This window comes from Leifsonia poae (assembly GCF_020009625.1).
GTDB lineage: Bacteria > Actinomycetota > Actinomycetes > Actinomycetales > Microbacteriaceae > Leifsonia > Leifsonia poae_A.
Window position 1 is genome coordinate 21763 of sequence record NZ_JAIHLP010000002.1, and the last position, 19911, is coordinate 41673.

General features: G+C 68.6%; 18 protein-coding genes and 1 pseudogene. 7 read left to right on the forward strand and 12 right to left on the reverse strand.

Going from position 1 to position 19911, the window contains the following annotated elements; all coding sequences use genetic code 11:
- Positions 1 to 3: 3 nt before the first annotated feature.
- Both K5L49_RS00785 and K5L49_RS20325 read right to left on the reverse strand, forming a co-directional pair.
- Complete coding sequence (locus tag K5L49_RS00785; RefSeq protein WP_308116572.1) at positions 4 to 582, reverse strand: NAD-binding protein; 579 nt, start codon at positions 580 to 582, stop codon at positions 4 to 6.
- A gap of 89 nt (positions 583 to 671) precedes the next feature.
- Positions 672 to 842, reverse strand: a pseudogene (locus K5L49_RS20325) (NAD(P)-binding domain-containing protein); the annotation flags it as partial.
- Positions 843 to 986: 144 nt separating this feature from the next.
- Here K5L49_RS20325 and K5L49_RS00795 point away from each other — a divergent pair.
- Positions 987 to 2108 (forward strand): baeRF8 domain-containing protein, encoded by a 1122-nt coding sequence (locus K5L49_RS00795; RefSeq protein WP_223690149.1) that lies wholly within the window; start codon positions 987 to 989, stop codon positions 2106 to 2108.
- On the opposite strand, the gene K5L49_RS00800 is transcribed toward K5L49_RS00795, so the two are convergent.
- The 3 genes from K5L49_RS00800 to K5L49_RS00810 are packed head-to-tail and all read right to left on the reverse strand — an operon-like array spanning position 2105 to position 4703.
- Positions 2105 to 2632 carry a DUF2017 family protein gene (locus K5L49_RS00800; protein ID WP_445158944.1) on the reverse strand — a complete coding sequence of 176 codons (528 nt, stop codon included), beginning with the start codon at positions 2630 to 2632 and terminating at the stop codon, positions 2105 to 2107. The two genes, K5L49_RS00795 and K5L49_RS00800, sit on opposite strands and share 4 nt — an antisense overlap.
- Positions 2629 to 2919 (reverse strand): ATP-dependent Clp protease adapter ClpS, encoded by a 291-nt coding sequence (clpS, locus tag K5L49_RS00805; protein ID WP_374107666.1) that lies wholly within the window; start codon positions 2917 to 2919, stop codon positions 2629 to 2631. The genes K5L49_RS00800 and clpS overlap by 4 nt, the downstream gene beginning before the upstream one ends.
- Positions 2916 to 4703 (reverse strand): glycoside hydrolase family 15 protein, encoded by a 1788-nt coding sequence (locus K5L49_RS00810; protein WP_223690151.1) that lies wholly within the window; start codon positions 4701 to 4703, stop codon positions 2916 to 2918. The genes clpS and K5L49_RS00810 overlap by 4 nt, the downstream gene beginning before the upstream one ends.
- A gap of 30 nt (positions 4704 to 4733) precedes the next feature.
- Between K5L49_RS00810 and K5L49_RS00815 the strand changes: the two genes are divergently transcribed.
- Positions 4734 to 6110 (forward strand): glucose-6-phosphate dehydrogenase, encoded by a 1377-nt coding sequence (locus K5L49_RS00815; RefSeq protein WP_223690152.1) that lies wholly within the window; start codon positions 4734 to 4736, stop codon positions 6108 to 6110.
- Between the two features lie 13 nt (positions 6111 to 6123).
- Here K5L49_RS00815 and K5L49_RS00820 read toward each other — a convergent pair whose 3' ends face one another.
- From K5L49_RS00820 to K5L49_RS00835, 4 genes are all read right to left on the reverse strand, one after another.
- Positions 6124 to 7383, reverse strand: a complete 1260-nt coding sequence (locus K5L49_RS00820; RefSeq protein ID WP_223690153.1) for an RNA polymerase sigma factor — start codon at positions 7381 to 7383, stop codon at positions 6124 to 6126.
- Positions 7380 to 7757, reverse strand: a complete 378-nt coding sequence (locus K5L49_RS00825) for a YciI family protein (RefSeq protein ID WP_223690154.1) — start codon at positions 7755 to 7757, stop codon at positions 7380 to 7382. Before K5L49_RS00825 ends, K5L49_RS00820 begins: the two co-directional genes overlap by 4 nt.
- Positions 7758 to 7889: 132 nt before the next feature.
- Positions 7890 to 8351 (reverse strand): hypothetical protein, encoded by a 462-nt coding sequence (locus K5L49_RS00830; protein ID WP_223690155.1) that lies wholly within the window; start codon positions 8349 to 8351, stop codon positions 7890 to 7892.
- Between the two features lie 85 nt (positions 8352 to 8436).
- Positions 8437 to 8634 carry a hypothetical protein gene (locus K5L49_RS00835; RefSeq protein ID WP_223690156.1) on the reverse strand — a complete coding sequence of 66 codons (198 nt, stop codon included), beginning with the start codon at positions 8632 to 8634 and terminating at the stop codon, positions 8437 to 8439.
- A gap of 95 nt (positions 8635 to 8729) precedes the next feature.
- On the opposite strand from K5L49_RS00835, the gene K5L49_RS00840 reads away from it, so the two are divergent.
- Entirely contained in the window at positions 8730 to 9881 is a 1152-nt protein-coding gene (locus K5L49_RS00840) for an SLC13 family permease (protein WP_223690157.1), read from the forward strand.
- 16 nt (positions 9882 to 9897) lie between these two features.
- On the opposite strand, the gene K5L49_RS00845 is transcribed toward K5L49_RS00840, so the two are convergent.
- Together K5L49_RS00845 and K5L49_RS00850 are read right to left on the reverse strand one after the other, a co-directional pair.
- Positions 9898 to 11790, reverse strand: coding sequence for a YhgE/Pip domain-containing protein (locus K5L49_RS00845; protein ID WP_223690158.1), 1893 nt, complete (start codon positions 11788 to 11790; stop codon positions 9898 to 9900).
- The gene (locus tag K5L49_RS00850) at positions 11790 to 14663 is read right to left on the reverse strand and encodes an MMPL family transporter (protein WP_223690159.1); all 2874 of its coding nucleotides are present in this window, start codon (positions 14661 to 14663) and stop codon (positions 11790 to 11792) included. Before K5L49_RS00850 ends, K5L49_RS00845 begins: the two co-directional genes overlap by 1 nt.
- A 125-nt stretch (positions 14664 to 14788) precedes the next feature.
- On the opposite strand from K5L49_RS00850, the gene K5L49_RS00855 reads away from it, so the two are divergent.
- Positions 14789 to 15448, forward strand: a complete 660-nt coding sequence (locus tag K5L49_RS00855) for a TetR/AcrR family transcriptional regulator (protein ID WP_223690160.1) — start codon at positions 14789 to 14791, stop codon at positions 15446 to 15448.
- Positions 15449 to 15542: 94 nt separating this feature from the next.
- Entirely contained in the window at positions 15543 to 16427 is an 885-nt protein-coding gene (locus tag K5L49_RS00860) for an SGNH/GDSL hydrolase family protein (RefSeq protein ID WP_223690161.1), read from the forward strand.
- A gap of 12 nt (positions 16428 to 16439) precedes the next feature.
- Here K5L49_RS00860 and K5L49_RS00865 read toward each other — a convergent pair whose 3' ends face one another.
- Entirely contained in the window at positions 16440 to 17297 is an 858-nt protein-coding gene (locus K5L49_RS00865) for a sugar phosphate isomerase/epimerase family protein (RefSeq protein ID WP_223690162.1), read from the reverse strand.
- Between the two features lie 198 nt (positions 17298 to 17495).
- Between K5L49_RS00865 and otsA the strand changes: the two genes are divergently transcribed.
- Together otsA and otsB are read left to right on the forward strand one after the other, a co-directional pair.
- Positions 17496 to 18974 (forward strand): alpha,alpha-trehalose-phosphate synthase (UDP-forming), encoded by a 1479-nt coding sequence (otsA, locus tag K5L49_RS00870; RefSeq protein ID WP_263298924.1) that lies wholly within the window; start codon positions 17496 to 17498, stop codon positions 18972 to 18974.
- An 82-nt stretch (positions 18975 to 19056) separates the two neighbouring features.
- Positions 19057 to 19866: a trehalose-phosphatase gene (gene otsB / locus K5L49_RS00875; RefSeq protein ID WP_223690163.1), complete on the forward strand. Its 810-nt coding sequence runs from the start codon at positions 19057 to 19059 to the stop codon at positions 19864 to 19866.
- Positions 19867 to 19911 lie beyond the last annotated feature (45 nt).

The following is a 19911-nucleotide window of genomic DNA, read 5'->3' on the forward strand; positions in this document are numbered from 1 at the left end:
CGGTCACTCGCGCGCGATGACGGAGAAGTCCTGCTCGCCGTCGCCCGCTGCCGTCGCCCGGTCGAGGGCGTCGGCCACCAGAGCCACCGCCGGGAGGGGCTTCTGGCTCGTGGCCAGCATGAGTCGCGCGTCTTTCGCGAGCAGGGCGGCCGAGAACTGGGTGTCGGTGAACGTGCGGTCGATCACCGTGCCGCCCTTCAGGGCGGCGATGGGCGCGATGGTGGTGATGCCGAGAATGCTCACCACCTCCTCAGGGGTCAGTCTGCCGGCGTCGCCGAGACGCACGGACTCGACCAGCGCCTCCATTGACACGGCGAGAGCGAGGTTGGCGATGAGCTTGGCGGTGGCGGCTTTCGCAGCCGTGTCGAGCAGCCGGATCTTGTTGGGGTCCGCCCAGAGCGCCACAACGGTGCGTGCGTCGCGGGCGGCATCGTGGTCGCCGCCGATCAGCACGCCCAGGGCCGCGGCGCGCGCAGGAGCCAACGAGCCGATGACGGGAGAGTGCACGTAGCGGATGCCGGCCCCGTGAGCCCACGCGGAGAACGCCTCGGCGTCGGCCGGCGCGACAGTGGTGACGTCGATCCAGAGCGTCCCCGGGCGGAACGGGAGACCGCCCCGAGGATGACGGCGCGCACCGCATCGGGGCCGAACAGCGCTGAGATCACCGCGTCGGCCTCGGCGACGGCCGCGCCGGCCGAGCCGGCCACGCGGGCACCCCGTCGGCCGATGGCCTCGGCCGGTTCAGGGGAACGGTTCCACACGGTCACCTGGTGGCCGGCGTCGATGAGGTGGGGCACCAGTTCGCGGCCCATCCGGCCGAGCCCCAGGAATGCGATCTTCATGCGCCCACTGTGCGCCGATTGGGCGCGTGAGGGAAGGGCGTCGGGCGGTCGATCGCCGCGAGAAACGGGTCGGGTCTTGTCAACGCTGCTGGTCGCCGACCTAGACTGGCGACATCGGACATCGACGACCGAGGGAGTTGGCGCATGGAGCACAAAGACATTCCGACCAAGGCCGACATCGAGAGGATCGCGTCCTACCGAGAACCGGGGTCCGTCACGATCTATCTGCCGACCGGCACGGTGCCGGCCGAGGCCGACCGGGCGCGGATCGAGCTGAAGAACCATCTCGCCCATGCCGTGCGGCGGCTTGAGGAGGGCGGGATCTCGAAACAGCGTGTCGCTGCCATCCAACACGAAGGCGAAAGCATCCTCGAGGACCGCGAGTTCTGGCGCTTCCAATCGCGTTCGCTCGCCGTGTTCCTGAACGGGGAGGTGAGCGAGACGTTCCGGCTTCCGAGCAGATTGACCTCGTCGTGCGACGTTTCCGACCGGTTCTTCGTCAAGCCGTTGCTGCGTGCCGTGACCTTTCCGCAGACCGCGCTCATCCTTGCGCTCGCCCAGAACTCGGTGCGTCTGATCCAGGTGTCGCCCGAGGCGCCGGCGCAGTCCCTGGAGATTCCCGGCATGCCGAGCGACGTGGCTTCGGCGGTGGGAAAGACCTCCGTGAGCGGGCGCAGTGCCGAGGGGCGCATCCAAGGCTCAGAGGGGCAGAAGGTGCGGATGCTCGAGTATGTTCAGGCGATCGAGCGCGCCCTTCACCCTTTACTCGCGACCTCGACCGAACCGCTCATCCTGGCCTCCTCCGAGCCGCTCGTCGGCATCTTCCGGGGCGCCACCAGCTACCCGCATCTCGTGGACGACGTGATCGGCGGCAACCCGGAGGAGAAGACCGACGAGGAATTGGCCGCCGCCGCCCGGCTCGTCCTCGACCGGGTCTATGCCGAGAAGACTGCCCGGCTGCGCGAAGACTTCGAGGCTCGGATCGCCGGGGGAACAGCCCTGGTCGATCTGAGCGACATCGCTCGCGCCGCCACCTATGGGGCGGTCGAGACGCTGGTGGTAGACATCGAACGACGTGTGCCGGGAACACTGGACGACGAAACGGGAGCGATCACGTTCGACGACGAAGACGCGACGAGCAACTACGGAGTCGTCGACGAGATCCTCCGCCGAGCGCTCGCCTCGAAGGCGAAAGTCTACGCGTTGCGCGCGGAGGACGTTCCCGGCGGCGGGGCCGCCGCGGCCGCTGTGCGTTTTCCCGTCTAGGGGGACTCTCTGCGACTCCGGCCGGAGCGCGGGGTGAGCGCGACGACGAGGGAGTCTTGCACAAAGGCGAGCCAGTCGAATACGGCGCGGAGCAGCGCGGAACCCTCATCGTGGATGTCGCCCTCGTCGCCGTCTTGCACGATTCCGAGCCGGGCGCCGAGCACGAGGCGGATGTCGGTGATGGTGCGCAGCCACGCGGCCGAGCCGGCGTCGTCGAGGCGAACCTCCACCCTGCCTGTTCCGGCGCGCGAGAGCGACTCGATCACGATTCGGGCGTTGAGCGCCTTTCGTTCGGCGAGGCCGTCGGTGGTGTAGCGGCGGAACTCCGCCGAGGCCGCCGGGTCGTCGGGGTAGGCGTCTGGAAGCAACCGGATGAGCGCCGGGTCGATCAGCAACTGCCCGCCTGTCCGCGCAGCGTCGGCGAGCGCGGCGCTCTCGGCGGCGAACTGCACGACGATGTCGACCTCCTCGGGCTCGAACATCGCTGCGACGGTCCCGTCGCTCCGGCGGCGGAACCCTTTCACGAGTCGGCCTTCGTCAGGGTGGCCCAGAGACCGTAGTCGTGCATCGCCTCGACGTGCCGTTCCATCTCTTCGCGGGTGCCGGTGGCCACCACGGCGCGGCCTTCGGTGTGGACGAGCATCATCAGGCGTTCCGCTTCCCGTTTCGCGAACCCGAAGTAGGTCTGGAACACGTAGCTCACATACGACATGAGGTTGACCGGATCATTCCACACGATCGTCACCCACGGCACGCCGAGGCTCAGTCGCTCGCCGAGGTCGGTCTCTTCCAGGGTGCTCGTGTCGCTCACGTCGCCGGTCCGCCGACCATCTCCGCAATGGCGTCGGCCGCCCGCACCAGTGCGAGGTGGGTGAGCGCCTGCGGTGTGTTCCCGGCCTGAGAACGCCCCTCCACGTCGTATTCCTCCGAAAGCATGCCGACATCGTTGGACAGACCGACGACGCGGTCCATGAGCCGGCGTGCGTCGGCCTCGCGACCCGACCGGGCGTACTGTTCCACCAGCCAGAACGAACAGGCGAGGAAGGGATGCTCGCCCGGCGGGAGCCCGTCGACGCCCGCCTCGGTGCGGTATCGCAGCACGAGATCCTGGCGAAGCAGATCGGATTCGATCGCGCTCACGGTGCCGAGCATCCGCGGGTCGTCCCAATCGCAGTACCCCACCTGTGCGAGCTGCAGTAGGGAGGCGTCCACCTCATCGCTGCCGAAGTACTGCACGTAGCTCTGTCGCTCGGCGTCGAATCCGTTCGCCTCGACGTCGGCGCGCACTTCGTCTCGGAGCAGGCGCCACCGGTCGACGGGCCCATCCAGTCCGTGCACCTCGACGGCCTGCACCGCCCGATCGAACGCAGCCCACACCAGCACGCGGGAGTGGGTGAAGAAGCGGGGTTCGCCCCTGATCTCCCAGATGCCGTGATCCGGGTCGCGCCAGTGCGTCTCGAGGTAGCCCATCAGCGCGCGCTGCAGGGCCCAGGAGAACCGGGTCTCCTCCACCCCATTCGCCCGGCCGTGATCGAGGGCGAGCATCACCTCGCCGATCACATCTGCCTGGAACTGGGTGGAGGCGCCGTTGCCGATGCGCACCGGCGATGCGCCCTGATAGCCGGGCAGACTCGTGATGTCGCGTTCTGCGAGGTCACGCTCGCCCGACAGGCCGTACATGATCTGCACATCGGCCGGGTCGCCGGCGACCGCCCGCAGCAGCCAGTCGCGCCAGTGATCGACATAGTCGGTGTAGCCGTGGCCGATGAGCACCGAGATGGTGAGCGACGCATCCCGAAGCCAGACGTAGCGGTAGTCCCAGTTCCGTTCGCCACCGAAGGCCTCGGGGAGCGATGTGGTGGCGGCAGCGACGATGCCGCCGGTCTGCAGGTGGGTCAGCGCGCGCAGCAGGAGCAGCGAGCGGACGACTTCGTCGCGATACGGGCCCTCATGGCTGCAGCCTTCGGCCCACTCCGTCCACCACGCGCGTGTGCGTTGCAGGGCGGATTCGATGTCGAGCGGTTCGGGGGTGTCGCGGTGCGAGCGGAACCAGGTGAGGCTGAGATCGATGGTCTCGCCGGCGTCGACGGTGAACTCGCCCGTGTGACTGTGGTCGGTGGCGCGCAGGGTGGAGCCGCGCACCACGATCGCATTCGGGCCGGCGACCGCGATCAGGGCCGGCGGGTGCACGCTGGTGTCTTTGCGCACCCACGGGATGGCGCTGGCGTAGTCGAACCGAATGCGCAGATCCTGCCGCATCCGCACCGAACCGCGGACGCCCCGCACGCGCCGGATCAGATCGGCCCGGCCGTCGCCCATCGGCATCGCATCGGTGACCTCGACCTCGCCGTCGGCGGTCGTCCAGCGGGTGACGAGGATCATCGTGTCGCCCTCGTACCGCCTCGTCGTCGTCGCGGTGGGATCGGTGGGCGCCAGCAGCCAGCGACCGTGGTCTTCGGTGCCGAGCAGGGCACCGAACATCGACTGCGAGTCGTAGCGCGGAAGGCAGAGCCAGTCGACGCTTCCGTCCCGTCCGACGAGTGCTCCGGTGAAGCAGTCACTGATCAGGGCGTAATCCTCGATGGGGAGCGACATGTCCTCCAGTATGGCCGTACTGTGGGAGGCATGACGCAGTCGGTGACCACTCTCGTGATTCTCGGAGCCAGCGGAGACCTCTCGTCCAGGCTGCTTCTCCCCGCCCTCGGCCAGTTGCTGGCGAACCATCCGGAGCGTCGTCTCCAGCTGGTCGGTTCCGGCAGCGAGGAATGGTCCGATGCGCATTGGCGTTCGGTGGTGCGGGCCTCCTTCAAGACGGTGGGGGCCTCCGGACCGGCGGTCGACGCGGTGCTCACGGGCACGAAGTACCTGTCTGCCGACGTCACTCTTCCAGCCGACCTCGAGCGCCTCTTCAACGTATGCGACGGGGTTCCCGCGTTCTATTTCGCGCTTCCGCCGGCCGTCACGGCACTCGCGTGCACCGCGCTGGAGAAGGTGAAACGGCCGGAGGGGCTGGCACTGGCCCTCGAGAAGCCGTTCGGCACCGATCGCCGCAGCGCGATCGCCCTGAACAAGGTTCTCGCCAAACTCGTTCCCGAAGACCAGATCCACCGTGTGGACCACTTCCTTGGTCGATCGACGGTCTACAACCTGCTGGGCCTGCGGTTCGCGAACCGTATCTTCGAGCCGCTGTGGAATGCCGAGCACATCGAGCGCATCGACATCATCTATGACGAGACGCTCGGACTGGAAGGGCGTGCCCGCTACTACGACAAGGCGGGCGCCCTCACCGACATGATCCAGAGCCACCTGCTGCAGGTGCTCGCCGTGTTGGCGATGGAGCCGCCGTCGACGCTCGGGGCCCAGGATCTGCGGGATGCGAAGGGCGCCGTTCTTCGGGCGACGCGTCTGCGCCACGACAGTCCCGTCGAGTCGAGCCGCCGCGCGAAGTACACGGCCGGGTCGGTCGAAGGGCAGAAGGTGCCTTCCTACGACAAAGAGCCGGGCGTCGACCCGTCGCGCGACACCGAGACGCTGGCGGAAGTCACGCTCGAGGTGGAGACCTGGCGCTGGGCGGGCGTGCCGTTCACCCTTCGCTCCGGTAAGGCCCTCGGTGAGCGCCGGCGCGAGATCGTCATCACCTTCCGCGCCGCGCAGCGGATTCCGACCGGGCTGCGCGGAACGAAGGAGCCGACGAAGTTGCGCCTGCTGCTCGCCCCCGACGAGATGTCGCTGGAACTCAACATCAATGGTCCGGGTGATCCCTACAAGATCGAGCGGGCGGCGATGTCGGTCGAGTTCGGACCCGGGCAGCTCCTGGCCTACGGCGAAGTGTTGGAGGGCATCCTCGATGGCGACCCGTCGCTCTCGGTCCGCGGCGACACCGCTGTGGAATGCTGGCGGATCGTGGGGCCAGTGCTCGCCGAGTGGGCGAAGAACGAGGTCCCGTTGCAGACCTATCGGGCGGGTTCGCGCGGCCCCGCCTCCTGGGCGCCGCTCGGCTGAACCGTGCTCGACGCTAGCGCGGGAGCAGCTGGTCCCGGCGTCGGATGAGCCAGGCGCGCACCTGGGGTTGAGGCGTGAGATCGATGGCGCGCGTGTAAGCCCTGACGGCCTCCGCGGTGGCGCCCGCCTCGGCCAGGAGCGCCGCACGGGTCGCCCACGCCGGCTGGAAGCGGTCCAGGGTGGCATCTTCGATGCCGTTCAGCGACGCGAGCCCGGCCAGCGGACCGTCGCAGCGCGCGACGGCGGAGGCGAGGGCAACGCGCGCCCCCAGGGACGGTGCGACGAGCACGAGGGCCTCGGAGAGGGTGCGGACGGCCTGCCGATCGACTGTTCCCGTTCGGGCTCGGGCGTCGTGGGCCGACTGGATCGCCGCCTCCAACTCGAACCGGCCGACCGGACCGTCGGCCTTGCGTGTCCGAATCATGGATGCCCGGTGCAGGTACGTGTCGCCCTCGGCGATCAGTCTCCGATCCCAGTCGGTCGTATCCTGCTCGTCCAGCGGGATGTACTGTTCGACGGTGACTGGAGGCGTTCGCGCGAGCGACAGGGTGACGAGCGCCGCCAGCGCCCAAGCCTCCGGCTCGTCGCCCAGGAGTGCGGCGACGGTGACCGCGAGGTACTGCGCCTCGGCGGCGAGTGACATTCGGGTCTCGGAGGAACCGAGACCCCGGTCGATCGCGTAGCACCCGTAGATCGCCTCCAGCACGGCAGGGAGCCGAAGCGCGCGGTCCGCCCGACCGGGCACGGAGAACGGGATGCGCGCATCCCGGATGCGCCGCTTGGCGCGAACCAGGCGCTGCGCCATCGTCGCGGTGGGGATGGCGAAGGCGGCGCCGATCTGCGCTGCGTCGAAACCGAGAACGGCCTGCAGGAGCAGAGGTGTGCGGGCCCGGGTGTCGACGGCGGGATGAGCGCAGGCGAAGAGCAGCTCGAGTCGTTTGTCGCCGATCGCATCCGGGTCGATGCCGTCGAGCGACGGTAGGGATGCAGCGAGCTCCCGGTCGTCCTCAGGAATTGGTACCGACGTGCGATACGCGGCACTGCCGTACTCGTCACGGCGGCGATTGCGGGCCACAGTGAGCAGCCATCCTTCCGGGTTGTCGGGGATGCCGGAGACCGGCCAGGTGCGCAGGGCGCGCTCGAACGCATCGCCGAGCGCGTCTTCGGCTCCCGCGATGTCCCTGGCCGGTGCGGCGAGGAGCGCCACGAGTCGTCCGTACGAGGTCCGCGCGGCGCGCTCGGCGACCGCGCGGACCTCCCGGGGGTCGGTCACACCGAGGCGTTCCAGCGTCCGTCGGCGAAGTAGGTGGCCGACGGACGGATCTCGATGACGCCCCACTGCGCCGACGGCGCCTTCTGTGCCCAGGCGAGTGCGGCATCCAGGTCGGCCACATCGATCACGAAGGTGCCACCGAGCTGGTCCTTCGTGTCGACGAAAGGCCCGTCCTGGATGCGGAGCTCACCGCTACGGGACGAGACGGTGGTGGTGAGGCCGGAAGGCTGGAGAACCTCGGCTGAGAGCAGTGCGCCGGCGGCGTCGAGCGCCTTCGCGTAGGCGTCGAAAGCGTCCATCCCCTGCTGCAGAGCCTCAGGACCGAGGTCCTCTGGCGTGAGCTCGGGATAGTGGAGGAGGAGGGTGTATCGCATGGTCGTCGTCCTTTCCTTGTGCACGATGCTTGCACTCCGATGACGAATGAGCACACCCCGTATCGACAGCCGCGACAGAAAAGCCCCGGAAACGACGGGGGCGTCGGTCCGGGGCTGCTCGAAAAAGTGGTGTCAGGCCGCGACGCGGTGGGGGATCGTCGGGATCTCGCCGGTGACCGGCTTGCGCAGATCGGTCCAGACGGTGATCGGTGCGGGCTCCCAGCTGAAGGCGACGGGTTCCCCGTCGGCGATCGCGGTGTGGGTCGTGACGGTCTCGGCGGCGACTTCCACCGCGGGGTCGGCCACATGCTGCGCCTCGGCGCGTTCCGCCGGAGCTTCGAGGTTCTCGCCCGCCTCGAGGCGACGCTTCGCATCGACGATCGCGGCCGTGATTCCCAGGGAGACGGATTGTGCGAGCACGGAATGGAAGATCGTGTCGGAGTCGTCTTCGGAGCGGCGCGAAACAGTCCATTCGCCGCGCTCGCCGATGAGCTCGGCGACCTTCTCATGCACCAGCCCGAGGATCTGAGCCTCGCTCAACTGCGGGACCGGGGCCGCCGGTTCTGCGGCGGCGTGCCGCCTACGACCAAACATCGCGCAACCCCTTTCAGGTTGTCCTCACTGTGTGCTTCCAGTGTGGGCGATGATTGCTCGCGAGAAGGGCGGACACGCCGCGTGATCAGCGGGATTTCTCGCTGATTTCGGCCTCTTTCGACTCCTGTACGACCGTGCCGATCGCGATGGCCAACGAAATGCCCGCGCTGATCCACATCAGCACGATGCGCCAATCGCGTGCACCGCTTCGAGTCTCCCTGATGGTGGACCAGAGGCCGATGGCGGCGCTGAGCACCGCGCCGTTGAAGAGGAACTTGCGCATGCGCATCCTTTCGGTTCGAGACAACGCTACAGCTCACGCCATGCGAAGGGTACGCCGCGGGTTACAGTCGAACCAGCCACCACGGGAGGATGCGGATGCGAACAGCGCTCGTCGGCGCCGCATTGCTGCTGCTCGGCATCGTCGCCGCGCTCACCGGAATCCTCCCGGCCTCGGATGTCGCAGCGCTCTGGGACCGCGTGTGGCCGATCTTGCTGTTCGTGATCGGGGTGACCGTCGTCACGGAACTCGCCGCGGCCGCGGGCCTGTTCGCCGCCGTTGCCCAGCAGACGGCCCGCTGGGGCCGGGGCCGCGCGTGGGTGCTCTGGCTATTGGTGGTGGCGGTCGCGGTGGTCAGTACGACCTTCCTCTCGCTCGACACGACCGCCGTGCTGCTGACGCCGGTGGTCGTCGTCCTTGCGAGACACGCGGGGCTCAGCCCTCTGCCGTTCGCCCTCACGACCGTCTGGCTCGCGAACACGGCGTCGCTGCTACTCCCGGTGTCGAACCTGACGAATCTGCTGGCGCAGCACGCGATGGGGAATCCGTCGCCGATCGGGTTCGCCGCCCTCACTGTGGCTCCGGCCGCTGTGGCGATCGTCGTGCCGGTCGTCACGATCGGGGTGGTCTTCCGTCGTTCGCTGTTGGTGCGATACGTTTCGGAGGCGCGCGATTCCGTCGACGACGGTGTGCTGTTCTGGGGGAGTGCGATCGTCGTCGTGGCGCTGCTCCCGGCTCTCGTCTCCGGTGTCGCGGTGTGGATCCCGGCCACGGCCGCGGCGCTCGTGCTCTCCCTGCTGTTCGCCATCCGTCGGCGGACGGCACTGCGTGCCTCGCTGGTCCCCTGGCAGCTGATCGTGCTCGCGGCCGGGCTCTTCCTCTTCATTGATGCGCTGCACGCCGTCGGGCTGGGGGCACTCCTTGCGGCCGTGTCCGGTTCCGGCGAGTCGACGCTCGCGCTGCTCCGGCTCTCGGTCACCGGGATGCTCGGTGCCAACGCCGTCGACAACCTCCCGGCCTACCTCGCGTTGGAGCCGGTGGCCGACACACCGCGACGGCTCGTCGCCCTGCTGATCGGCGTCAACGCCGGCTCGCTGATCACCCCGTGGGCCTCGCTCGCGACGCTGCTCTGGCACCAGCGGTTGAGTTCGCTCGATGTGGGTGTCTCGTGGCGCCGCTACGTTCTGCTCGGCGTCGTCGTCGCGCCGGTCACGGTCGTGCTCGCGACGCTCGCCCTCGCGGCGACGTAGCCGGGAGCCCGCCGCCCTACTCGGCCGGGAGCAGTTGCGTCACCCGGACGACCCGTTTGCGCGCGACGGCGATCAGGGCGAGGAGGAACCCGAACGCGGCCCAGAGCAGAAGCCCGCCGAGACCGCGCCAGACCCCATCCGTCGACTCGACGACGCCCCGCAACGCGGTGATCGCGGTGGAGGTGGGCAGGAATCCCACCGCGGTGTCGAAGATGCCCGGGACGGTCGACACGATGCCCGAGGCGAGGGTGATCACCACGACCAGCATCGAGACGAACCGGCCCACCCCGGCGAACAGCGCGACGAGACCGTGGTTGACGGCGGCGAAGGCGACACCGGTGGCGGCGGAGATGGCAGCGAAGCCGAACCAGTGGCCGACGTCGAGCGACAGGGCGAACTGCATGATCCCGGCGACGAGCACACCCTGCAGGGCGCCGAGGACGGCCGCGGGGACGAACCCGTCGAGCGCGATGCGTCCGGAGGCGCGTGAGGTCAGCAGTGACCGTCGGGAGACGGCCTGCAGCACGAGGAAGGTGGCGAGCGCGCCCAACCACAGCGCGACCGAGGCGAACAGCGGGATGCTCGACTGTCCGAAGCCGGAGGAGGTGGCGGTCTTCTGCGTCACCGGCTCCGCCACGACCGAGGCGAGGTTCGTGCGCTCGCCGCTGGAGTAGTTCGGCAGGCTCGCGGCCGCCTCACCCAGTCCGGAGGCGAGCGAGGCCGCACCCGAGCTGGTCTGGTCGGCGCCGGAGGCCAGCGGTGTCAGTCCCGAGCTGAGCTGAGCGATGCCGCTGGAAAGCTGGGAGGCGCCGGAAGCGGACTGGGCGGCGCCGGAGGCGAGCTGCCCAGCGCCCGAGGCGCTCTGTGCGATGCCGTCGGTGAGGGCCGGCATCCCGGAGGCGAGCTGTGATGTGCCCTGTGCGGCGAGGCCTGAGAGGGCCACCAGGCTGGGGGATCCGTCTTTGCCGGTCGTCATCGACTGGGCGGTCGCGGCGATCTGCTTACACGTCGCATCGTTGACGCCGTGCGCGTCGGTGCAGACCTTTTCGAGGGCCGCGAGGCCGTTCGCCACCTGCCCGACCCCGCTCTGCACGCCCGCGCTCGCGGCCGACAGCTGTTGCGTCTGGGTCGGCAGGCCACTCGTCTTCTGCTGCAATTGCGAGAGGCCACTCGCGAGTCCGGAGACGCCGCCGGCGAGCTGGGAGACGCCCGACGACAGGCCGGAAGCGCCGGTCGCCAGCTGCCCGGCGGCGTCGGCCACCTGGTGCGTTCCGCTGGCGAGCTGCGAGGCTCCGCCGGCGAGCTGGGTCGCACCGTCGGCGGCCTTCGCGATCTGGTCGTGCAGGGTGTTGAACCCCACGTACACGTTCTGCAGATAGGTGGACGTCAGCTGTTTGTTGAGCACAGAGGTCGCTGTGCTGGTGACCGCCTGACTGATCGCAGGGTCCACCAACTTCGAATCAGCGCCGGTGCGCACATCGATGGTGGCCTGCTGAGCGTCGGCGGCCTTCCCGGACGGCGAGGTCGCCGCCTTCGAGAAGTCCTTCGGAATGGTGATGACCGCGGTGTAGGTGCCATCGGCGAGGCCGCTGGCCGCATCCGACTGGTCGGTGAGCACCCAGTCGAAGTTGTCGTTCTTGCGATCGAGCAGGCCGGCGGAGAGCTGACGCCCCAAGGGGACGGTCTGCTCGCCCACTTTGACCGGCTGGTCGAGGTTCACCACGGCGGCCTTGACCGAGTCCAGCCGTTCCGTGGGGTTCCACAGCGCCCAGACGAGCAGACCGCCGATCACCAGAGGGACGATCAGGATGCCCACGACGGTGAGCCAGGTGACGCGCCGTTCCGAGCGCATCCGTTCGAGGGAGAACAGCGAACGCGGACGGCGGAACGGAGAGGTGGGGGTGGTCATCAGACGGTCGCCTTTTCGGGGGAGCGGTGGGCGTGGGCAGTGGCGGAGTCCCCGACTGGGCTCAGCAGCACCGAGGTCGGTTCGATGCTGTCTGGGAGGAGATCGTCGAGGCCGCCGGGGTCGACGCAGCCGACGACGAGGGCGAACGGCCGTTCGTCGATGCGGGCGCGACTGAACGCGTCGGCGAGCTCGAACCGGATGCGGCGGCGCTCGACCGGATCGGTGAGCGCGTCGACACCGTCGAGGGCGAGCAGCTCGGGCGCGCCGCGGAGTGCACGACGCACATCGTCAACCGGTGTCTCGGTGGCGGGGAACCTCACCACCGCGGTGCGCGACCGAACGGCGCCGCCCCGGATCGGGAGCACGAACCCAGCCGTCTTGAGCGTGCCCGTCTCGGTTTTGGTGCGCCCGGTGATCGCCAGGAGCAGCGCCGAGGCGGCCGTGCCGTCCCCGCCGTGCACCACGAGCATCTCGCCGTCGCGGAGCCGGAACGTGACGTCGGCGAACAGGGGCCGCTTCTTGACGCTGAGCCCCAGCCCGTCGGCGGCGGCGATGTACCTCACGCCGGGCTCCGGCCAATCGGCCAGGTCGAGCTCCTTCTGCAGCCCGTCGCCCTCCACGTCGAAGGAAGGAAGGAGGCGGTCGAGCCAGCGCGGCATCCACCATGCCTTGTCGCCCAGCAGCTTCAGCACCGCGGGCACGAGCGTCATGCGAACGAGGAACGCATCGACGAAGACGCCGACGGCGAGCCCGAGCGCGATCGGTTTGATCGAGGTGTCGCCCTCGGGCACGAAGGCGGCGAACACCGAGATCATGATGATCGCGGCCGCGGTCACCACCTTGGCCGAGCCGACGAACCCGCTCTCCACCGCGCGCCGGGCGTTGCCGCCGTGCACGTAGTCCTCACGGATACGGCTGACGAGGAACACCTCGTAGTCCATGGCGAGGCCGAAGAGGACGCCCATCAGGATGATCGGCATGAAGCTGATCACCGGGCCTTCCTTGGCGACATTGAGGGCATCCCCGAGCCAGCCCCACTCGAAGACGACGGTGACGGCACCGAAGGCGGCTCCGACCGAGAGCAGATAGCCGAGCGCGGCCTTGATGGGCACGGCGATCGAACGGAAGACCATCGTCAGCAGCACCAGCGAGAGGCCGACCACCAGGATGCCGAACGGCAGGAGCGCTCCGCCGAGGCGGTCGGAGACATCGATCTGCACGGCGGTGGCGCCGGTGACCTTGAGGTCGACGCCGAACTCATCGAGGAAGTGCTGATGCTCCGAGCGGATCTCGGACACCAGCTGCGCTGTCTTCTCGGAGTCGGGGCCCGTGGTGGGGATCACCTGCACGATCCCCGTGTCCGCCGTCTGGTTCGGCGTTGCGAGCGGAACGGCGGCGACCCCGGGCAGCTTCGCGATCTCGGCGCCGATCCTGTCCATGAGCCCGACCGGGTCGGTGCTGGAGATGATCGAGCCGGTCACGATGAGCGGGCCGTTGTATCCGGGTCCGAAATGCTCGGAGATCAGGTCGTACGTCACTCGGGCCGGGTCGCCTTGTGCGTGCGAGCCGGCATCGGGAAGGGCGAGCCGCAGCTGTGCGGCGGGGATGGAGGCGATGCCGAGAACGGCGACGACGCCGACGATGGTGACGATCGGGAAGCGGGTGACGGCGCGCACCCAGCCGCGGAAGAAGCCGGGCGGCACATCGGCCTTCGCGGCGTGGGCGAGCGACGGGGTGGCGGTCGTGGCGGCGCCTGCAGGCACGGCCGATGTCGTCGCCGCTTTGCCGTCGACCGAACCGTCGGTGTTCAGGGCCGCAGCAGTGCGGGCGGCGCGTTTCGCGGCGCGGCGACCCGGTGCGATCCGGGCGCCGGCGAAACCGAGGAGGGCTGGTGTCAGGGTGAGGGAGATCAGCACGGCGATCGCCACGGCGGCCGACGCCGCGACGCCCATCGTGGTCAGGAACGGGATATTGGCCACCGAGAGTCCGAGTAGCGCGATGATCACGGTGATGCCCGCGAACAGCACGGCCGAACCGGCCGTGGCGACCGACCGCGCCGCTGACTCTTCGGGATCGACACCTGCCTTCAGCTGACTCTGATGCCGGGAGATGACGAACAGCGAGTAGTCGATGCCGACGGCGAGCCCGAGCATCAGCGCGAGTAGCGGGGTGGTCGATGAGATCGGACCGAACAGGGTGGCGACGTAGATCAGCGCCATCGACAGGCCGACCCCCAGCAGGGCCGTGAGCAGGGGCATCCCGGCGGCCAGGAACGAGCCGAACGTCAGGATGAGGACCACGAGCGCGATGCCGACGCCAAGGAGCTCGGTGACGCTCAGAGTCGGCAGGCTCTGGGAGAACAGGGAGCCGCCGACGGCGACCTGTGCGCCCGGGGCGAGCTGCTTCTGGAGTGCGGCGCCTTCGTCGGTGAGATCGGTCTTCGTCGACTGGGGAACCGTGGTGACCTCGCCTTTGAGCTGCACGGTGACGATCGCGGCGGAGCCGTCGTCGGAGATCGACCCCTTGACGGTGTCGTCGTATGGCGAGGTGACGCCCGAGACGCCGTCGATCTTCTTCAGACGGGCGACCGCGTCTTCAACAGGCTGTTCGACGGCGGAGGTGTGGACCGTCTCGCCTTTCGGGGCCACGATGATGATCTGCGCCGAGGTCCCGCTGACCTGCGGGAATGTGCGGCTGAGCGTGTCGAGAGCCTCTTGAGACTCCGTTCCCGGGATGCTGAACGAGTTGTCGGTGCCCTGGTTGAACAGGGCAGCACCGCCGCCGAGTGCGACGAGGAGGACGATCCACAGCGAAATCACGAGCTTGCGGGCGCGGAACGCCCAGCGGCCGATCGAATACAGAATCGAGGACACGCGTTCTCCTACGTATCGGTGACACAACAGCATCAGGGAAAGGGTTTCGATACACCGTCGTATCCGATACTCGAATGTATCGGATACACTGATGTATCTGCTCCTGGATTCAGGAAGGTTTCAGCTTGGACACGTCAGCTCTCAGAGAAGAGGCGCCGGCCGAATCGGCACGGCGCCAGAGGACCCGCACGCGGCTGCTCGATGCCGCGTTCGAGATCTTCGCCGAATACGGCGTGCACGCGGCGAGCGTCGAAATGATCACCGAGGCCGCGGGGTTCACGCGAGGAGCGTTCTACTCCAACTTCTCCACGAAGGAAGAGCTCTTCTTCGCCCTCATGGAGCGCGAGAAGACGCTACGGATCGAACAGCTGAACGCGGGCGTCGAACAATTCCTGGCACCCGTGGTCGGGGCCGGCGCCGATGTCAGCGACGACGATGTGATCGAGATCATCACACGGGTCCTCGAACTGCAATCGGACGACCGCCGGTGGTGGCTCGTCCAATCGGAGTTCCTGCTCCTCGCTATGCGCGATCCGGCCCTCGCCCGGGGATTCCTCGACTACCAGGACGGCTTCTTCAGCGACCTCACCGTGATCGTCGTCGAAGCGCTCGCCTCCGCATCCCGTCGCTTCACCATCGAGCCGGAGGAAGCCGTTCGTGTGATCGCGGAGCTGTGCGCGAACTCCGAAGCTCGGGCACTCCTGGCCGACGATGACCGCAAATTCTCCGAGCGCCTCTCGTCCAGCGTCCACACGCTCGTCCTGGCGCTGACCGAACGCATCTGACGGGTGGGGCGTCGAGCAACGCGACGCGACCCGGTGTCCCCGTTCTCGGCGGTCTCGGAGCCGACCCCACGTCGGCACCGGTAACGTGGATCGGATGCGACGCAGAACAATCGTGATCCCGATCATCGCCGTTGTCGCTGTCGGCGCGCTCGCCGGGGCCGGCGCCATCGCCTGGGCGGCGAACTCCGGCCGGCCGGCCGAGCAGCGCTCCGTCGCGACCGCCGAGGCGACCCCGACCCCCACGCCGACGCTCGATCCGTTTCCGCGCCGGCCCCTGACGTCGGAGACCCGTTACGTGGCGCTCGGCGATTCGTTCGCAGCCGGCATGGGCGGCGGAGACGAGCAGGGCAGATGCGTGATGAGCGACAACAGCTACCCGCACGAATTCGCCACGGCGGCCGGCATCGACCTCGTCGCCGACGCGGCCTGCAGCGGAGCGACGACCTCCGACCTGCTGAAGCACCAACTCTCCGCCCTCGACGATGACACCGACCTCGTCACAGTGAGCATCGGCGGGAACGACCTCGGGGTCGCCGAGATCGCCTCCGACTGCGCCGCCGGCAAATCGGTTCCCTGCCGCACCGAGCTGACCTCGGCCCTCTCGCTCCTGAACGTGCTGCCCGATCGGCTCGATCTTCTTTATGCGGCGATCGCCAAGGCTGCGCCGCACGCCCGCATCGTGGTGACCGGATACGCCACTCTGTACGAGGTCACCGATCCCGCTGCCAAAGACTTCGGGACGGCCACAGCCATCAACGTGGCGACGATCGGCCTCAACCAGGTGATCAGGCAAGCCGTCGACAAGCAACGCGCGAACGGGGTGCCGATCACCTTCGTGAATGTGGACTTCGACGGTCACGGCATCGGCAGCGCTCATCCGTGGATCAACACAAGCGGGCCGACGGCGTTCCACCCCACCGCGGCCGGCTATCGGGAGTACGCCCGCGAACTTCAGCGTCTGCTCGGCGTCGCCGGCTGAGCCGGGCCGGCCTCAGGGGCGCCGGAGCGGCCGGAGCGAGGCGAGCGCCCGGCGCGATCGGGAGAGCCGAGGATGCCGGGGGACCGCTGTGTGCTCGCGGGCGAACTCGAGAGTCTCGCGCAGCATACCGAGTCGTTCCTCGTCGGTGCGCGCCTTGCGGGTGTTGACCTCGGCCACGATGGAGCCTGACCAGCGACGGGAGCTCAGCAGGCGCAACACGTCGGCCACAGGCTGGGTGCCGCGGCCGGGGAGCAGATGCTCGTCGAAGATGCGTGCGTCGTCGGCCGTGCCGGAACCGTCGCACAGGTGCACGTGACGAAGCCGATCCCCGAGAGCGGTCGCGAGCTCGAGCGAGTCGACGCCGCTCAAGGACGCGTGGGAGAAGTCGAGGGTGGCCGCATCGCAGTCCATGCCGAGCGGATTCCAGCCGGGGGAGTATGCGGCGAGGGAGCGTCCGTGGAGCTTCCACGGGAACATGTTCTCCACTGCCACCTCGATACCGCTGTGCTGCGCGGTGGTGCGCACGATGTCGAGGAAGGTCTCCGCATAACCCGACTGCCAGCGGAACGGGGGATGCACGACGACGGTGGACGCTCCGACATCCGCCGCCAGTTCGGCGGCCCGCTCCAGCTTCACCCGCGGGTCGCGGCCCCAGACGAAATGAGTGAGGAGCAGGACCGGTGCGTGCACCGACAGGAGGGGCATCCCGTAGCGTTCCGACAGTGCGAGAAGGGCACCGGCATTCTGGGTGACCTCGTCGCGGGTGACCATCACCTCCACTCCGTCGTAGCCGGCCTCCCGGGCGAAACGGAAAGCGTGCTCCGTCGAAAGCGGATACACGCACGAGGTACTCATGCCGATGCGCATCATCGCGCTCACCATAGCCACGCGCCCTGAACGCCGGATGACCGTCGCACCAACGGCGGGCCGACGGCCGGAAACGGGACGCTGGTACCCTGGGAGGAGTGCGTGAACCGGCGACATCGACGGATAGGACCCACCATCTCAGCTCAGCTCGAACCCCGAAAGAACCCCGACGCCACCCAGACCGGCGGCGAATACGAGCTCCTGATCGTCTCGAACCGTCTACCGGTCGATCGCGTCACCGATGACGACGGCACCGCGTCGTGGCGGCCGTCTCCCGGCGGTCTCGTCGCGGCCCTCCAGCCGGTGATGCAGGCCGAGGACGGCGTGTGGATCGGCTGGGCGGGCGTCGCCGACGAGGATTTCGAGCCGTTCGAGGCCGATGGCATCAGCATCCACCCGGTGAGGCTCAGCGAGCAGGAGCTGCAGGAGTACTACGAAGGCTTCTCGAACGACACGCTCTGGCCCCTGTACCACGATGTGATCGCCCCGCCGAGCTATCACCGCGAATGGTGGGACGCCTATGTACGCGTGAACCAGCGCTTCGCGGATGCGGCCGCCGGCGAGGCCGCGAAGGGCGCGGTCGTCTGGGTGCACGACTACCAGCTCCAGCTGGTTCCCGCGATGCTGCGCGCGGCGCGGCCAGACCTCGTGATCGGCTTCTTCAACCACATCCCCTTCCCTCCCTACGGCATCTACTCCCAGTTGCCGTGGCGCCGCCAGATCATCGACGGCCTGCTCGGCGCCGACGTGATCGGCTTCCAGCGCGTCGCCGACGCCGGCAACTTCTCGCGGGCCGTGCGGCGACTGCGTGGTTTCGAGACCCGCGGCCCCATCATCGAGGTTCCGATCGACACCGACGACCCGGAGGCCGGCTCCCACCGGCACGTGACGACGAACCGTCACGGCGGGCTCGCCCGCACGGTGCTCGCCCGGCAGTTCCCGATCTCGATCGACGCCGAGCAGTACCAGTCGATGGCCCGCCGCCCGGAGATCCAGGAGCGCGCGCGGCAGATTCGCGAAGAGCTCGGCAACCCCTCCAAGATCATGCTCGGGGTCGATCGGCTCGACTACACGAAAGGCATCGGCCACCGCCTCAAAGCGTTCGGCGAGCTGCTCGCCCAGAACCGGATCTCGGTCGACGATGTCGCGCTCATCCAGGTGGCGAGCCCCAGCCGGGAACGCGTGGAGACCTACCGCCAGCTGCGCGACGAGATCGAGCTGACGGTCGGTCGAATCAACGGCGACTACGCGACGCTCGGTCATACGGCGGTCTCGTACCTGCACCACGGTTACCCCAAAGAGGAGATGGTGGCGCTCTACCTGGCTGCCGATGTGATGCTCGTCACCGCGCTCCGCGACGGGATGAACCTCGTCGCCAAAGAGTATGTGGCCACGCGCGTCGACGACGACGGCGTGCTGGTGCTCAGCGAATTCGCCGGGGCGAGCGACGAGCTGCGTCAGGCCCTCCTGATCAACCCGCACGACATCGAGGGGCTCAAAGACTCCATCATGCAGGCGATCGACATGCCCAAGCGGGAACGCACGAGGCGGATGCGTGCCCTGCGCAAGCGGGTGCTCACGAACGACGTGGCCAAATGGTCCGCGTCGTTCCTCGACGCTCTCACGCGGAGCGCCCACGGAGACCACCCGTTGCAGAATCCCCCCGTCAACCGGCGCTGATCCACCAACCAGCCGCGCACCGACCGGCCGCACATCGACCGCGGTCGACACCACCCGTCGACAAGACTTTTGTGAAAGTGACATGACCGAAACCGCTCCTCCCAGCTCCACCGAGTGCGCCATCGCGCTCGCCGACGCCGTCAAGACGCTCGCGGGCGCCGAGCGGCTCCTGATCGCCCTCGACTTCGACGGAACCCTCGCCCCGTTCGTCGACAGGCCGAAGGCGGCCCGGGCACTCCCGGAGTCGACGGCAGCGCTGACCCGACTCGAACGGATGCCGCAGACCTGGGTCGCCTTCGTCTCCGGCCGGCCGCTCTCCAGCCTGGAGATCGTCACGGAGGCCGACGAGGACGCCTTGCTGATCGGATCGCACGGTGTCGAGATCCGGTTCGGTCGCGACGGTGTCTCCCTCGACCTCAGTGCCGAGGAGAGTGCCACCCTCGCCCGCCTGGGTGAGGTGCTCGGTGCGCTCGTCGAGGCCACGCCCGGCACGCGCCTCGAGGTGAAGCCGGTCGGGTTCGGCGTGCACTACCGGCTTCTGGAGGCGGGAGCCGGTGCGGATGTGGTGGCCGCCGCATCCCGGGCCGCCGCCGGTGTCAGCGGGAGCCTCACCGTTCGCGACGGCAAGGACATCGTCGAGTTCTCTGTGCGCGGCGCCGACAAAGGTGACGGGATCGAGCGGCTGCGCGAATACACCGGCGCGACGGCCGTGCTGTTCGCGGGTGACGACGTGACCGACGAAGACGGCTTCCGAGTGCTCCGCCCGGGCGACGGCGACGTGGGTGTGAAGGTCGGCGACGGCGATTCCGCGGCGCAGTACCGTGTCACCGATGAGAAGGCGATCTCCGCCCTGCTCACCCTGCTCGCAGACGCCCGCGCCGCCCACCGCTGACGCCGGGTTCCGACCTCGGTCGCCGGGCCGGGGACGGCCGAGGGG